11 protein-coding genes are annotated in these 14,655 nt (G+C 70.4%); 2 read left to right on the top strand and 9 right to left on the bottom strand.

What is annotated here, in order from left to right; all coding sequences use genetic code 11:
- Positions 1-17: 17 nt before the first annotated feature.
- From WDW90_RS14380 to WDW90_RS14355, 6 genes are all read right to left on the bottom strand, one after another.
- Complete coding sequence (locus tag WDW90_RS14380) at positions 18-1,736, bottom strand: AMP-binding protein (RefSeq protein ID WP_336488079.1); 1,719 nt, start codon at positions 1,734-1,736, stop codon at positions 18-20.
- 97 nt (positions 1,737-1,833) lie between these two features.
- Positions 1,834-2,607 carry an enoyl-CoA hydratase gene (locus WDW90_RS14375; RefSeq protein WP_336488078.1) on the bottom strand — a complete coding sequence of 258 codons (774 nt, stop codon included), beginning with the start codon at positions 2,605-2,607 and terminating at the stop codon, positions 1,834-1,836.
- Positions 2,607-3,506 carry a 3-hydroxyisobutyrate dehydrogenase gene (gene mmsB, locus WDW90_RS14370; RefSeq protein ID WP_336488077.1) on the bottom strand — a complete coding sequence of 300 codons (900 nt, stop codon included), beginning with the start codon at positions 3,504-3,506 and terminating at the stop codon, positions 2,607-2,609. Before mmsB ends, WDW90_RS14375 begins: the two co-directional genes overlap by 1 nt.
- Positions 3,507-3,686: 180 nt before the next feature.
- Positions 3,687-4,751, bottom strand: coding sequence for an enoyl-CoA hydratase/isomerase family protein (locus tag WDW90_RS14365; protein WP_336488076.1), 1,065 nt, complete (start codon positions 4,749-4,751; stop codon positions 3,687-3,689).
- Positions 4,751-5,908 (bottom strand): acyl-CoA dehydrogenase family protein, encoded by a 1,158-nt coding sequence (locus tag WDW90_RS14360; RefSeq protein WP_336488075.1) that lies wholly within the window; start codon positions 5,906-5,908, stop codon positions 4,751-4,753. The genes WDW90_RS14365 and WDW90_RS14360 overlap by 1 nt, the downstream gene beginning before the upstream one ends.
- Positions 5,909-5,928: 20 nt before the next feature.
- A complete protein-coding gene (locus WDW90_RS14355; RefSeq protein ID WP_336488074.1) occupies positions 5,929-7,425 on the bottom strand; it encodes a CoA-acylating methylmalonate-semialdehyde dehydrogenase in 1,497 nt (498 codons plus the stop codon).
- A gap of 175 nt (positions 7,426-7,600) precedes the next feature.
- Between WDW90_RS14355 and WDW90_RS14350 the strand changes: the two genes are divergently transcribed.
- Complete coding sequence (locus WDW90_RS14350) at positions 7,601-8,518, top strand: LysR family transcriptional regulator (protein WP_336488073.1); 918 nt, start codon at positions 7,601-7,603, stop codon at positions 8,516-8,518.
- 39 nt (positions 8,519-8,557) lie between these two features.
- On the opposite strand, the gene WDW90_RS14345 is transcribed toward WDW90_RS14350, so the two are convergent.
- Entirely contained in the window at positions 8,558-9,790 is a 1,233-nt protein-coding gene (locus WDW90_RS14345) for an ABC transporter substrate-binding protein (protein WP_336488072.1), read from the bottom strand.
- 451 nt (positions 9,791-10,241) lie between these two features.
- Here WDW90_RS14345 and WDW90_RS14340 point away from each other — a divergent pair, with 451 nt between their 5' ends.
- Entirely contained in the window at positions 10,242-10,490 is a 249-nt protein-coding gene (locus WDW90_RS14340) for a hypothetical protein (protein ID WP_336488071.1), read from the top strand.
- A 10-nt stretch (positions 10,491-10,500) separates the two neighbouring features.
- Here the strand turns inward: WDW90_RS14340 and WDW90_RS14335 are convergent, their stop codons facing one another.
- Both WDW90_RS14335 and hpnR read right to left on the bottom strand, forming a co-directional pair.
- Positions 10,501-12,519, bottom strand: coding sequence for a protein-L-isoaspartate(D-aspartate) O-methyltransferase (locus WDW90_RS14335; RefSeq protein WP_336488070.1), 2,019 nt, complete (start codon positions 12,517-12,519; stop codon positions 10,501-10,503).
- A gap of 271 nt (positions 12,520-12,790) precedes the next feature.
- A complete protein-coding gene (gene hpnR / locus WDW90_RS14330; RefSeq protein ID WP_336488069.1) occupies positions 12,791-14,344 on the bottom strand; it encodes a hopanoid C-3 methylase HpnR in 1,554 nt (517 codons plus the stop codon).
- Positions 14,345-14,655: the final 311 nt, after the last annotated feature.

Here is a 14,655-nt window from a genome sequence, read left to right as displayed (position 1 = left end):
GTCGCCTGAACGGCTCGCTACGTCTTCTCCTGGCCTTCGCGCAGCTCCGGAAAGTCGGACTGCTTGAAGGCGATGCCCCGATAGACGTCCTCGGTACGGCCCTCGTGCTCGAGGCGGCGGAGTTGAACGCGACGGATCTTACCCGAGATGGTCTTCGGCAGTTCCTCCACGAACTCGATGCCGCGCAGGCGCTTGAACGGCGCGAGACGGGCGTTGGTGAAGCGGAAGATAGCGAGTGCTATCTCGCGGCTCGGCTCGGCGCCCCCGACGAGGGAGACGAAAGCTTTCGGGATGGCCGAGCGGATCACGTCCGGCGCCGGGATCACCGCGGCCTCGGCGACCGCCTCGTGCTCGATGAGCACGCTCTCGAGCTCGAACGGGCTGATGCGGTAGCCCGACGACTTGAAGACGTCGTCCGAGCGCCCCACGAAGGTGAGGTAGCCGTCCTCGTCGAGGAAGGCGACGTCGCCGGTGCGGTAGACCGCGCCTGCAACGGGCGCGACCCCACCGGTCTCCGTCTGATAGCCCTGCATCAGGCCGGCCGGCCGGTCGGCGCCGAGCGCGAGGCAGACCTCGCCTTCCTGCGCCGGGTGGTCGTCGTGGTCGAGAATGCGCACCCGGTAGCCCGGCAGCGGCCGGCCCATCGCCCCGACCGTAACGGGCTGGCCCGGTGAATTGGCGATCTGGGCGGTGGTCTCGGTCTGGCCGTAGCCGTCCCGGATGGTGAGACCCCAGGCATGACGGATCCGCTCGATCACCTCGGGATTCAGGGGCTCGCCGGCCGCGCAGACCTCGCGCAGCGCCAATCTGTCCGCGGTCAGGTCCTCCTGGATCACCAGCCGCCACACGGTCGGCGGCGCGCACAGCGTGGTGACGCCGCAGCGAGCCATCACGGCGAGCAGGGCCTTGGCGCTGAACGGCGCCTGGTTGCAGATGAACACCGTGGCGCCGGCATTCCAGGGCGCGAAGAAGCAGCTCCAGGCGTGCTTCGCCCAGCCGGGGGAGGAGACGTTCAGGTGCACGTCGCCGGGTCGCAGGCCGAGCCAGTACATGGTGGAGAGCGCGCCGACCGGATAGGAGCGGTGGCTGTGGCGGACGAGCTTCGGCTTCGCGGTAGTGCCCGAGGTGAAGTAGAGGAGGAGCGGTTCCTCGGCCCCGGTCGGCGCGTCCGGCGTGAAGCGCTCCGAGGCCGCGTCGGCCTCCGCGTAGGCGTGCCAGCCCGGCGCCGCCGGGCCGGTCACGACCCGGATCACGCCCTCGGTGTCGAGCGCGTCGCATTTCGCGACCTGCTCGGGACCCGCGACGATCATGCGGGCCCGGCCGCGATCGAGCCGATCGGCCAGTTCCTCGGCGGTGAGCAAGGTCGTGGCCGGGATGACGACGACGCCGAGCTTCATCGCCGCCAGCATCGTCTCCCACAGGGGCGGAACGTTGCCGAGGAGCAGGAGCAGGTGGTCGCCGCGCTCGAGTCCGAGCGACCGCAGGTGATTCGCCACCCGGTTCGAGCGCGCGCTCATCTCGGCGAAGCTGACCTTCGTCTCGGCACCCGAGGCCGCATCGACAATCCAGAGCGCCGCACGGTCGCGACTCTCTGGATTCCCGGCGAGGTCGGCGTCGAACCAGTCGAGCGCCCAGTTGAACGCGGCAGCGTCCGGCCAGCGGAAACCGTCATAGGCGGTCTCGTAATCGGTGCGATGCGTCAGCAGAAAATCGCGCGCCTCACGAAAGCTCGGCATGGCCGTTCTCCCAGATCTTTTTTGGATATTATTGCATCAATTCATCGCATCATGTCTGCTCTCGAAGCAGTCTCGGTCCCTCGGAATCAGCACAATCTCAGGCGTTCCGGAACTTCGGCTGGCGCTTCTCCACGAAGGCGGCCATGCCCTCCTTCTGATCCTCGGTGGCGAAGGTGGCGTGGAAGACGCGGCGCTCGAAGCGGATGCCCTCGGTGAGCGTCGTCTCGTAGGCGCGGTTGACCGCCTCCTTGGTCATCATGGCGATCGGGAGCGACATCGAGGCGACGGCCTCGGCCGTGCGCATCGCTTCGCCGAGGAGCTCGTCGGCCGGCACCACGCGGGACACGAGGCCCGAGCGCTCGGCCTCGGCCGCGTCCATGTTGCGGCCCGTAAGGCACATCTCCATGGCCTTGGACTTTCCCACGAACCGGGTCAGCCGCTGGCTGCCGCCGATCCCCGGCATCACGCCGAGCTTGATCTCGGGCTGGCCGAACCGTGCGGTGTCGGCGGCCAGGATGAAGTCGCACATCATGGCGAGCTCGCAGCCGCCCCCGAGGGCGTAGCCGGCCACCGCCGCGATCACCGGCGTGCGCAGGGCCGCGAACCGCTCCCAGGCCGCGAAATGGTCGCTCGCGTACATCTGCGCGTAGCTCGCGTCCTGCATCTCCTTGATGTCGGCGCCGGCCGCGAAGGCCCTGTCCGAGCCCGTCAGGACGATGCATCCGATATCCGGGTCGGCGTCGGCCTCGCAGGCGGCCGCGATGAGTTCCTCGGTGAGCTGCCGGTTGAGGGCGTTGAGCGCCTTGGGGCGGTTCAGCGTGATCAGCAGGACGCGCCCGCGCGTCTCCGTGAGGATCGTCTCGTAGGCCATCAGCCCTGGTCTCCCGTGTCGCGGCCCCGGAGCAGGTTGATGATGGCGGAGAAATCGTCTCCCCCGTGCCCGAGGCCCTCGAACAGAGCGTAGAGTTGCGCGGCCTCCGCGCCCAGCGGTGTCGAGGCCCCGGCCGCGCCGGCCGCGGCCTGGGCGAGGCGCAGGTCCTTCAGCATCAGGCTCGCTGCAAAGCCCGGCCTGTAGCCGCTATTGGCGGGTGAGGTCGGAACCGGCCCCGCCACCGGGCAATAGGTGGTGAGCGACCAGCACTGTCCGGACGAGACCGACGCGACGTCGAACAGGGCCTGGCGCGACAGGCCGAGCTTCTCGGCCAGAGCGAAGGCCTCGCAGACGCCGATCATCGAGATGCCGAGGATCATGTTGTTGCAGATCTTGGCGGCCTGGCCCGCGCCGGCCCCGCCGCAATGGAAGATCGCGCGGCCCATCGCCTTGAGGATCGGCTCGGCCCGCGCGAAGGCGGCCTCGGAGCCGCCCGCCATGAAGGTCAACGTCCCGGCCTTTGCGCCGCCGGTGCCGCCGGAGACCGGCGCGTCGATCGATGGACAGCCGCGCGCGTCCGCCAGCGCGTGCGCCCTGCGGGCGCTGTCCACGTCGACGGTCGAGGAATCGATGAGCAGCGTGCCGGCCGGCAGGTTCCCGGCGAGCTGCGTCCAAACCTCGACCACGTGCCGCCCGGCCGGCAGCATGGTGATCACGGTCTCGGCGCCCTCGGCCGCCTCCAGCGCGGAGCCCGCCACCGCGATCCCGGCTCCGCGAGCGGCCTCCAGCGAGGCCGGCGCGAGGTCGAAGCCCCGTACGGAGAATCCCGCCTTCGCGAGGTTCGCCGCCATCGGCCCGCCCATGTTGCCGAGCCCGATGAACCCGATGGTCCCAGCCATCCCTTGTCCTCCCTGCTACGTCGTGTGCGCCTCCCACCGACGGCCTGATCCCGAGGTGCCGTCGCGCAGCGGGCCTCGAAGGAATCCTCCTGACATCGCGCGCCCGCTGGAGCCCTCCTTCGAGGCCGGCTGCGCGGGCGCCTCCAGGATGAGGGCGCGGGTCCTGAAGTCGGTCTCCCGTCAGATCGGTCCGGTACGCGCCTTTGAAAACACCGGCTCGGCCCGCGGCTCCAGCCAGCGCGCGATCCGGGCCGGGTCGACGGCGCCCAGCGTCGCCGGCGACCAGCGGGGCCTTCGGTCCTTGTCGATCACCGCGGCGCGGATGCCCTCGCGGAAGTCGCCCTCGGCGAGAAGCGCCAGCGAGGCGTGGAACTCGCGCTCGAGGCAGGCTTCGAGCGAGGGCGCCCCTCGCCCAAGCCTGAGCAGGCAGAGCGTCAGGACGAGGCTCGCGGGGGCCTTCGTGAGCAGCGTCTCGCGGGTGCGGAGGGCGAAGTCCGATCCGTCGGCGGCGAGCGCGCTCAGGATCTCGTCCACCGCGTCGTAGGCGAAGCAGCGGTCGATCAGCGCGCGGGCCTGCGCGAGCGGCGCGGGACCGGGCGCCTGCGCGTGATCGTCGAGAAGGGCCCGCACGCCGTCATGGCCGGCGTCCGGGGAGAGGCGCGCGAGCGCCGCGACCAGCTCCGGCAACGCCGCGCCCGGCACCATCAGGTCGGCGAGGCCCGCGTAGAGGGCATCGGCCGCGCCGGCCGGCTCGCCGGTGAGCCCGAGATAGGTGCCGACCTCGCCCGGCGCCTGCGGCAGCAGCCAGGTCGCGCCGACGTCGGGCAGGTAGCCGATGCCGGTCTCCGGCAGCGCGATCCGCGAGCGCTCGGTGACGACGCGGTGGCGGGCATGGGCCGAGACGCCGACGCCGCCGCCCATCGTGATCCCGTCCATCAGGGCCACGAAGGGCTTCCCGAACCGGGCGATGCGGGCATCGAGCCGGTACTCGTCGCGCCAGAAGTCTTCCGCGAAGCCCGTGCCCTCGCTCTCGTAGAGGGAGCGCAGGTCGCCGCCCGCGCAGAGGCCCCGCTCGCCCTCTCCGCTCAGGAGCACGGCGCCGATGGCGGGATCCTCGGCGAAGCGGTCGAGGGCTGCGTCGATGGCGCCGATCATGGCGTGGGTGAGCGCATTGAGCGCCTTCGGCCGGTTCAGGCGGATGCGCCCGAGGCTCCCCGTCGCCTCGACGATGACGTCCTGGCCCATCAGCGCCCCCCGAGGAGCGAGCGGGCGATGATCACCCGCATGATCTCGTTCGAGCCTTCCAGGATCTGGTGGACGCGCAGATCGCGGACGATCTTCTCGATGCCGTATTCGGTCAGGTACCCGTAGCCGCCATGGAGCTGTAGCGCCTCGTTGGCGACCGCGAAAGCCGCGTCGGTGACGAAGCGCTTCGCCATGGCGCTGAGCCGGGTCACGTCGGGCGCCGGGCTCCCGGAGGTCTTGGCGTCGAGCGCCGATGCCGCGCGCCACAGGAAGGTGCGCGCCACTTCGAGGTCCGTCGCCATGTCGGCGAGGCGGAATTGCAGGGCCTGGAACTCCGCGAGCTGCCGCCCGAAGGCGCGGCGCTCGGCGAGATACGCGACCGACTTGTCGAGGGCCGCCTGCGCGCCGCCGAGCGAGCAGGCGGCGATGTTGAGGCGCCCGCCGTCGAGCCCGGCCATGGCGTAGCGGAAACCCTCGCCCTCGGGTCCCAGGCGGTTCTCGGCCGGCACGCGGGCGTCGCTGAAGATCACCGCGCGGGTGGGCTGCGCGTTCCAGCCCATCTTGTGCTCGTTCGCGCCGAAGGAGAGGCCGGGCGTGTCCTTGGGCACGACGATCGCCGAGATGCCCCTCGGTCCCTCCCCGCCAGTGCGCACCATGCAGAGGTAGAGATCACTCGCGCCCGCGCCCGAGATGAACTGCTTCTCGCCGTTCAGGATGTAATTGTCGCCCCGCCGCTCGGCCCGCGTGCGCAGGCTCGCCGCGTCGGAGCCGGAGCCCGCCTCGGTGAGGCAGTAGCTCGCGATCGAATCCATGGACATCAGGCCGGGCAGCCAGCGCCGGCGCTGCTCGGCGTCGCCGAAGACGTCGATCATCCAGGCGCACATGTTGTGGATCGACAGGAAGGCCGCCACCGTCGGGCAGCCGCTCGCCAGCGCCTCGAAGATCAGCGCCGCGTCGAGGCGGGTCAGCCCCGAGCCGCCGTGCTCCTCGCCGACGTAGATGCCGGCCATGCCGAGCGCCGCAGCCCGCCGCAGGGTATCGACGGGGAAGTGGCGCGCCCGGTCCCATTCGATGGCGCGCGGCGCCAGTTCCTCCGCGGCGAATCCGGCCGCCATCGCGCGGATCGCGGCCCTGTCCTCGTCGAGCTCGAAATCCACGGCACGCCTCCCGTATTCGTTCAGCGCATGGTCGGGATCGAGAACTCGGCGCCGCTCTTGATGCCGGAGGGCCAGCGCGACGTCACCGTCTTGGTCTTCGTGTAGAAGCGGATCGCGTCCGGCCCGTGCTGGTTCAGGTCGCCGAAGCCCGAGCGCTTCCAGCCGCCGAAGGTGTGGTAGGCGATCGGCACCGGGATCGGCACGTTGACGCCGACCATGCCGACATTGACCCGGGCGGTGAAATCGCGCGCCGCGTCGCCGTCCTGGGTGAAGATCGCGACGCCGTTGCCGTACTGGTGCGTCGAGGGCAGCGCCAGCGCCTCCTCGTAATCCTTCGCCCGCACCACCGAGAGGACCGGGCCGAAGATCTCCTCCCGGTAGATCGTCATGTCGGGGGTGACGCGGTCGAACAGCGAGCCGCCCATGTAGAAGCCGTTCTCGTAGCCCTGGAGCCTGAAGTCGCGCCCGTCGACCGAAAGCTCGGCGCCCTCGCGCAGGCCGGTGTCGATGTAGCCGCGCACGCGCTCCACCGCCTCGCGGGTGACGAGCGGGCCGTAATCGGCGGACGCATCGTGCGAGGGGCCGATCTTCAGGGACTCGACCCGCGGGATCAGGCGCTCCATCAGCCGGTCGGCCGTGGCCTCGCCGACAGGCACCGCGACCGAGATCGCCATGCAGCGCTCGCCGGCCGAGCCGTAGCCGGCCCCGATCAGGGCGTCGACCGCCTGGCCCATATCGGCGTCGGGCATCACGATCATGTGGTTCTTGGCGCCGCCGAAACACTGGGCGCGCTTCCCCGTCTGGGCCGAGCGCACGTAGATGTATTCGGCGATCTGGGACGAGCCCACGAAGCCCACCGCCCGGACGTCCTCGTCGTCGAGGATCGCGTCGACGGCCTCCTTGTCGCCGTTGACGACATTGAGGATGCCCGGAGGCAGCCCCGCCTCCAGAAAGATCTCGGCGATCCGGATCGGCACCGACGGGTCGCGCTCGGACGGCTTCAGGATGAAGGCGTTGCCGCAGGCGATGGCGGGCGCGCATTTCCAGAGCGGGATCATCGCCGGGAAGTTGAAGGGGGTGATGCCGGCGACGACGCCGAGCGGCTGGCGCATCGAGTAGACGTCGATGCCGGTCCCCGCCCCTTCCGTGTACTCGCCCTTGAGGAGGTGCGGGATGCCGGCCGCGAACTCCACCACCTCGACGCCGCGCTGGATGTCGCCCTTGGCGTCCGGCACCGTCTTGCCGTGCTCGCTCGCCAGGAGTTCCGCGAGGGAATCGATCTCGGCGCGGATCAGCTCGAGGAAGCGCATCATGACGCGGGCGCGCTTCTGCGGGTTCTGCGCGGCCCAGGCGGGTTGCGCCTGCGCGGCATTCTCGATCGCCGCCCGCATCTCCCCGGCGCTCGCCAGCGCCACGCGAGCCTGGACCTCGCCGGTGGTCGGGTAGAACACGTCGGCGTAGCGCCCGCTCGTCCCCTCGACCTGACGGCCGCCGATGAAATGCCCGATCGCGCGCATGGCCGCGCTCCTTCTGCCGTTTCCCCGGACCCGGGCCGATCGTGCGGCCCGGTTTTACGTGAGAGGGTAGCAGCAATCCGCGCACGATAAAGCGCGTCCGCTTCCCATCCATTGTGCATCGATGCACAGTGCCGGCCCGAGCCGACATGGTCCGTCATGGATCGACGAGGCACCGATGAGCAGCCGGAAGCCGGGCCACAACTGGGACGACCTGCGCTTCTTCCTGGCGGTGGCACGTGCCGGCACGCTGACGGCCGCGGCGGTGCGGACCGGCACCGAGCACACCACGGTAGCGCGGCGCATCCTGGCGCTGGAGGAGCGCCTGAACAGCCGCCTCTTCCACAAGAGCCACGTCGGCTACGCCCTGACGGAGGCCGGCGAGGGCCTGCTCGCCGCGGCGGAAGCGATGGAGAGCGCCTTCGTGTCGGCCACCGCGGCGGCGGGCAGCACCGGCCGCACGATCGTGGGCACCGTGCGCATCGGCGCGCCGGACGGCTTCGGCAGCATGTTCCTGGCGCCCCGGATGCACCGCCTCGCCGAGCGGCATCCGGGGCTGGAGATCGAGATCATGGCGACTGCCCGGATCTTCAGCCTGTCGAAGCGCGAGGCCGACATCGTGATCAGCCTGTCGAGCCCGGACCAGGCGCGGGTGGTGGCGCGCCGCCTCACCGACTACCGGCTCTTCGTATACGGGGCGCGCCGCTACCTCGACGCGGCCCCGCCGATCCGGACGAGCGCCGACCTCGTCCGGCATCCCTTCGTAGGCTACATCGAGGACATGCTGTTCGCCCGCGAACTCAACTACCTCAACGTGATCGGCCCGGACGTGTCGGCCCGCCTGCGCAGCACCAACCTGCTGGCTCAGGTCTACGCCACGCTCGCGGGCGCCGGCCTGTGCATCCTACCGGCCTTCATCGCGGCATCCCACCCGGACCTCGCCGTCGTGCTGCCGGAGTCGCTCTCCCTGACGCGCACGTTCCACATGCACATCCACGAGGACCACCGGAAGGCCGCCCATATCCGCGAGGTCGCGGCCTTCATCGGCGCCGAGGTCGCGCAGGCGCAGGCCCTCTTCGCCTGGCCGAGGGGATGACGCCGCGCGGCGCGCGCGGCGCTCCCGTCCGCGGGCGTTTCAGCGCGCCGACACCGTCAGCGGGCAGCCGCTCTCCTCGGCCTTGGCGAAGGCCTCGGCGCCCGGAATCGTGGCGAGGTGCTTGTAGAGATCCCACTCGCCCTTCGATTCGGCGGGCTTCTTCACCTGGAACAGGTACATGTCGTGGACCATGCGCCCGTTCGGCAGGACCTTGCCGCCATGCGCGAAGACGTCGTCCACCGGCAGCGAATGGAGTTGCTTGTTCACGGCGTCGGTCTCGTCGGTGCCGGCGGCCTTCACGGATTTGAGGTATTGCAGCACCGCCGAGTAGGTGCCGACATGGACCATGTTCGGCATCTTGCCGGTGCGCTTCATGAAGCGCTGCCCGAAGGCGCGGCTCTCGTCGGTGAGGTCCCAGTACCAGCCCTCCGTCAGGGTCAGCCCCTGGGCGACCTTGAGGCCGAGGCCGTGCACCTCCGCCAGGGTGAACAGGAGCGCGGCGAGGCGCTGGTTGCCCTCGGTGATGCCGAACTCCGAGGCCTGCTTGATGGCGTTCGCGGTGTCGTTGCCGGCGTTGGCGAGCCCGATCACCTTCGCGCCCGAGCCCTGCGCCTGGAGCAGGAAGGAGGAGTAATCCTGCGCCGAGAGCGGGTGGCGCACGCTGCCCAGGATCTTTCCGCCCTTCGATTTCACGTAGCGGCTCGTCTCCTCCTCGAGCGAGTAGCCGAAGGCGTAGTCGGCCGTGAGGAAGAACCAGGTGTCGCCGCCCTGCTGCACCAGGGCACCGCCCGTGCCGACCGCGAGCGCGCGGGTGTCGTAGGCCCAGTGGAAGCCGTAGGGCGTGCATTGCCTGCCGGTGAGCTCGCTGGTGGCCGCGCCCGTCACCATGGTGATCTTCTTCTTCTCCTTGGACAGGCCCTGTACCGCGAGCGCCACCGAGGAGGTCGTCAGATCCACGATCGCGTCGACCCCGTCCCGGTCGTACCAGCTGCGCGCGATCGAGGAGGCGATGTCGGGCTTGTTCTGGTGATCGGCCGAGAGGATCTCGATCGGGATGTCGTTGAGCTTGCCGCCGAAATCCTCCACCGCCATCTTGGCCGCCTCGACGGAGGAGCGCCCGCCGAACTCCGCGTAGGTGCCGGACTGGTCGTTGAGGACGCCGATCTTGATGGTGCCGCCCGAGAAGGCCGGATCCTGGGCCGCTGCCGGAAGCGTCGTCGCCGCCGTTCCCGCCAGCATCGCTGCGAGCGCCAGGCCATTGCGTCGTGTCATCGTGAAAGATCCTCCCATGGCTGCCCGGGGCCTCGGCTCGCGCGAACGCGGTTCGGGCGGTCGCCGGGAACGGTCCTGAGGATCGTCCCCGGGGCGTCGGCCACCCGCGGGCGGGTCCGGCGGCTCTCGTTTCAGGCTGGCCGCCGGGGCGTGATCTTGGCCTGCGGATCCGCGAGCGACAAGGACGAGAATTATTAATACAGCAAATCCGGCCTGGCGCTGTAACCCGACGCAGCCGAGACTCGCGACAGGCGACTTGCTCGGTCGGTCGGCGACCGGTGCAGCCTCGGTCGGACAGCTCCGCACGACTGTCCGGACCGGCCGAGTCGGCGGATGATCACGCGCCGGGAACGCCGTTCTACTTCGGCGTACTCGCGTTCGCCCGCACCCGTCCTCAAAAATGCAGATGAGATCCATTCCTGCCGCGTCCGAAGGCAGGAGATCCGCGGGCGTGATCCTCGTCACAGCCGCCGGGGCGCGATGGCGCGATGCTCGCGGCATGGAAGAGGAGATGGCGATGACGCTCACCATCATTGACCCCCGCGCCGGCACGCACGTGAAGATCTGGTACCCGGACCTGCCGCCCGTGCGCCAGGCGAGGCCGGCCATCGTGGTCCGCCATCCCCGCTTCGCCGTTCCTCACGGGAGCGGCCATTCCGCCGGCGAGGAGAGCGCCCGCGAGCGGCATCAGAACGCCTGAGCCCGGCCGCTCAGAGCCCGAACGGGAAGGTCTCGGGCGTGCCTGCCCGGGTCTCGGGCCCCAGCGGCGTGACCGCCCGCGTCTCGGCGAACCAGATCCAGGCGTCGAACTGCTCGGGCGCGGAGGCTTCGAGGTAGTGGCTCCAGCGCTCGGTCTCGGGCCGGTAGATCACCCCGATGAAGCGCTGCAGGCGCGGATCGAGCAGGCGACGGCGGAGGGCCTCGTGCCGCCCCGCGCGCAGGTCGAGCAGGAAGGACGGCTCCCCGGATTCGCGGCACAGGGCCTCGAAGCTGTCGCGCAGGGCCGGGCGCACGCGCTTGATCTCGAGGATGCCGTCCCAGTCCGACGCCGCCGCCACGGTGCCCCGATCGGTCCCGAAGCCGATCAGCGCGGCATCCCGGCCGAAATGCTCGCGGCAGCATTGGCCCAGATTGATCTCGTCGCGGACCACGCCCATCTCGGTCGCGGCCGCGTTGCCGATATGCGAGTTGTGGGCCCAGACCACGGCCCGCGCCTCCGTTCCGCCGGCGTCGAGCAGGTTGCGGAGCGTCTCGAACATGTGGCGGTCGCGCAGGTTCCAGGATTCGTCCGAGCCGTAATACATCGCGCGGTAATAGTGCTCGGCCGCCGCGATCAGGCGCGCGTTCTGGGTCGCGTCGAACAGGGCCTCGCGCGCGGCCTCGGCCTCCTCCAGCCGGCGGGCGAGGAGATCGCGCAACGCGGCGACGACGGCTTCCTCGCAGAGCGCGTAGCCCGCGCTCAGGGCGGCGCGGCCATAGGTCGAGGGATCGTGCTGCCAGCGGGTCAGGCACCCGTAGCGTTCGCGGGCGACGCGGGCGGCCTCGGAATCATGCTCGTCGAGGTAGGCGAGCACCGCCTCGATCGAGGCCGAGAGACTGTAGAGGTCGAGCCCGTAGAAACCCGCGCGCAGCGACGCCTCGGGCATCGCGAAATTGTGCTCCCGCAGCCAGCCCAGGAAATCCCGAACCTCCGCATTGCGCCACATCCAGGTCGGGAACCGCCCGAAGGGAGCCGGCCCGCCCCGGCGCGGGCGCCCCCGTACGTAGGCGTCGACGGTCGCCGCGTCCGGCCAGTCGGCCTCGACCGCCACGATCCTGAAGCCGTGCGCCTCGACGAGGCGCCGGGTGATGGCGGCCCGTGCCCGGTAGAACTCGGAGGTTCCGTGGGTCGCCTCGCCGAGGAGCACGACGCGGGACCGCCCGAAGCGGTCGATCAGCCGGCCGAAGGCCGGATCGTCGAGGTTCGGCAGCGGCTCGGCCGCCTCTCGGATGAGCTCGGGCAGCGGCGCGGCGGGCACCGGCCCGCGCCGCGCCCGCCTTGCCTGCATCGGTTCGGCGCGCGACGGCTCGGCCGCAATGCCGTCGCTCCAGCCGTGGGCGCCGATCAGCGGGACGAAGCTCACCGGCCCGAGAGATTCCTCGGCGAATGCATCCTCGCCCAGACGCACCACCTTGACGAGGGTCTGGGCGTGCTCGCGCGAGCCGACCGGCATGACGAGGCGCCCGCCCAGCCGGAGCTGGCGGCGCAGCGTATCCGGCACGGAGGGTCCGCCGGCCGCGGCCACGATCGCGTCGAAGGGCGCGTCCTCGGGCGCGCCGAGGGTGCCGTCCCCTTCCCGCACGGTGGCGTTGTCGTAGCCGAGCCGGGCCAGGCGCCCGCGCGCTTCCTCGGCGAGCACCCGGTGCCGCTCGATCGCCAGGACGCTTCCCGCCAGCCGGCTCATCACGGCGGCCGCGTAGCCAGAGCCCGCTCCGATCTCGAGGACGCGGTCATCCGGACCGATCTCGGCGGCCTCCAGCATCAGGGCCACGATGTAGGGTTGCGAAACGGTCTGGCCGGCCGCGATCGGCAGCGGGCCGTCCTCGTAGGCGAATTCCCGCATGTCCTCGGGTACGAACGCCTCTCGGGGCACCGCGCGCATCGCGTCGAGCAGGCGCCTGTCGGCGATGCCGCGCCCCTCGATCTGGCGCGCCAGCATGCGCTCGCGCGCGCGGGCGAAATCCGCCACCTGCCACTCCCGTCGGCCGCGTTCCGTCGCGTGTCACAGGCGCAACGCGCGCGGACGGAAACCTGTTTCGGAAGAGGTCGAAATTACGCCGATCGATCTTCAGCGGATGAACTTATACTCACGCTTTTCTGCGGCTCTACTGTATCGACCGCACTCCCCTCGACGTGACCCTCCTCGGTCCCGCGGGCAGGAGTTGGCGGTGGGGCGGTGCAGGAGACGCCGCCGAGCCTCGCGCCGCGCTTGCCGGACGCCTCTCGCCCGCCCGCGCGGATCAGGGCGCTGCCGCGCCCATGCGGGTCTCCTCGACGAAGCGCTCGCTGGCGTCGTCGAGCGAGGCCCGACCCCTCCGTCCCTGCGGCGGGTGGATGTAGAGCGCGCGCGGGTCGATCTTGGCGACCGCCTGGGCCGGCGGCGGCCGCATCGCGTAGCGCACCTCGCGGGCGTGATCGGCAAGCTGCAGGCGCGGGTCGAACACGCTGTTGAACTTCCACAGCATCCGCAGGAAATTGGTCTGTCCGCGCATGAGGTGGCGCGCCGAGATGCCGGCGGTGGCGGCGAGCGCGCGCCAGCCGAGATGCTTCCGGTTGAGGACCTGCTGCGTCTTGACGAGCTCGGCGTAGAATTCGTGCAGCGGCAGCTTCGTCGGCAGCACCGCGTGCTGGATGTCGTAGAGCCGGTAATCGAGGCTCTGCAGGGGCCGCGTCTCGGTGCGCCAGATCTCGGTGCCGGGATAGGGCGTGTTGACGCTGATGTTCACGATCTCGGGGATCTCCAGGCACCATTGCCGGATGGTCTCGAAACGGTCGTGGTCCCAGTCCGGGTCGGCGATCAGGTTGATCGCCACCGTGATTCCGAGGGAGCGGGCGAATTCGAGCGCCTCGAAGTTCTTGTCGAGCGCGATCCGCTTGCGGAACTTCTTCAGGCCCTCCTCGTCCACCGCCTCGAGCCCGATGAACATGTACTTGAGCCCGATCGTGCTCCAGAAGCGGAACGCCTCCTTGTTGCGCAGGAGCACGTCGCCCCGGGTCTCGAGGTAATATTCCTTCTTGATGCCGCGCCGCGCGAGGCCCTCGCCGATGGCGAGCCCGTGCTTCTCGTGAACGAAGGCGACGTCGTCGACGAGGAAGATGCCGGGTTCGGCGATCGAGGCGACCTCGTCCACGGCGCGCTCCGGGCTCATCGCCCGATAGGAGCGGCCGTAGAAGGTCCAGGCCGAGCAGAAGGTGCAGTCCCACGGGCAGCCGCGCGCGAACTCGACGGAGGCGCAAGGATCCAGCACGCCGATGAAGTACTTGCGCCGGTGGCGCAGCAGATCGCGCGCGGGCCGGGAATCGTCCAGCGAGGCGACGAAGCCGGGGGCCGGGCCCTCGCCGTCGAGGGTGACGGCGCCGGGCACGCTGGAGACCGCCTTGCGGTCGTGCTCGACGGCCTCCAGGAAGGCCGGCAGCACCGCCTCGCCCTCGCCCTTCAGCACGCAATCGACCGCGCCCTGCGCGTGTTCGAGGAGTTCGTGCGCGGTGAAGGAGGCGCTGTGGCCGCCGATGAAGACGAAGGCGCGCGGCACCTCGTGCTTGGCGGCCTTGGCGAGGTCGATCACCTCGGGAACGTTCGCGAGGTAATTGCACGAGAAGGCGATCACGTCCGGCCGGAAGGAGCGCACGAGGCGGTGGAAATCCGCGTGCGTCTCGACCTGCAGGTCGATCAGCCGGACGTCGTGTCCGGCGCTGCGGGCCGCCCCGGCGACGATCTCGAGACCCAGCGGCTCCAGGCGCAGGAAAATCTTCGTGTACATCAGGCCGCTGGGATGGACCGCGAGAACCTTCATTCCGCTCACTCCTCGCCAAGGGGCCGAGCCCCCGAGACCAGGGACGCCCGGGCATCGCATGTTCGCCCAGGCGTTCCGCCGATGGCAACCGCGCCGCCGGAGGCCGGTCTCCGGTCGCCGGGACCGTACGGAAACGGACGGCGGGCGCCGCGGCGAACGAACCCCGCCGAAGCGGTATGGCCGGCGGCGAGGCCGGCGGGCGGGCGTAACGACCGAACGGATCCGGGCGAATGCCAGTTGGCACGAGCCACCGGCCCAGCGCGCTGGTAGGATGCGCACGTGCTGTGCGGAGGATCTTTCCGGATCGCCGG

The sequence above is a fragment of the Methylobacterium nigriterrae genome (assembly GCF_037106235.1).
Taxonomy (GTDB): Bacteria; Pseudomonadota; Alphaproteobacteria; order Rhizobiales; family Beijerinckiaceae; genus Methylobacterium; species Methylobacterium nigriterrae.
This window is presented reverse-complemented; position numbering and strand designations above follow the sequence as displayed.

Coding starts and splice junctions, on each gene's coding strand:
- WDW90_RS14345 (WP_336488072.1), bottom strand. CDS start 9,790: ATGACACGACGCAATGGCCTGGCGCTCGCAGCGATGCTGGCGGGAACG.
- WDW90_RS14365 (WP_336488076.1), bottom strand. CDS start 4,751: ATGGGCCAGGACGTCATCGTCGAGGCGACGGGGAGCCTCGGGCGCATC.
- WDW90_RS14380 (WP_336488079.1), bottom strand. CDS start 1,736: ATGCCGAGCTTTCGTGAGGCGCGCGATTTTCTGCTGACGCATCGCACC.
- hpnR (WP_336488069.1), bottom strand. CDS start 14,344: ATGAAGGTTCTCGCGGTCCATCCCAGCGGCCTGATGTACACGAAGATT.
- WDW90_RS14350 (WP_336488073.1), top strand. CDS start 7,601: ATGAGCAGCCGGAAGCCGGGCCACAACTGGGACGACCTGCGCTTCTTC.
- WDW90_RS14355 (WP_336488074.1), bottom strand. CDS start 7,425: ATGCGCGCGATCGGGCATTTCATCGGCGGCCGTCAGGTCGAGGGGACG.
- mmsB (WP_336488077.1), bottom strand. CDS start 3,506: ATGGCTGGGACCATCGGGTTCATCGGGCTCGGCAACATGGGCGGGCCG.
- WDW90_RS14375 (WP_336488078.1), bottom strand. CDS start 2,607: ATGGCCTACGAGACGATCCTCACGGAGACGCGCGGGCGCGTCCTGCTG.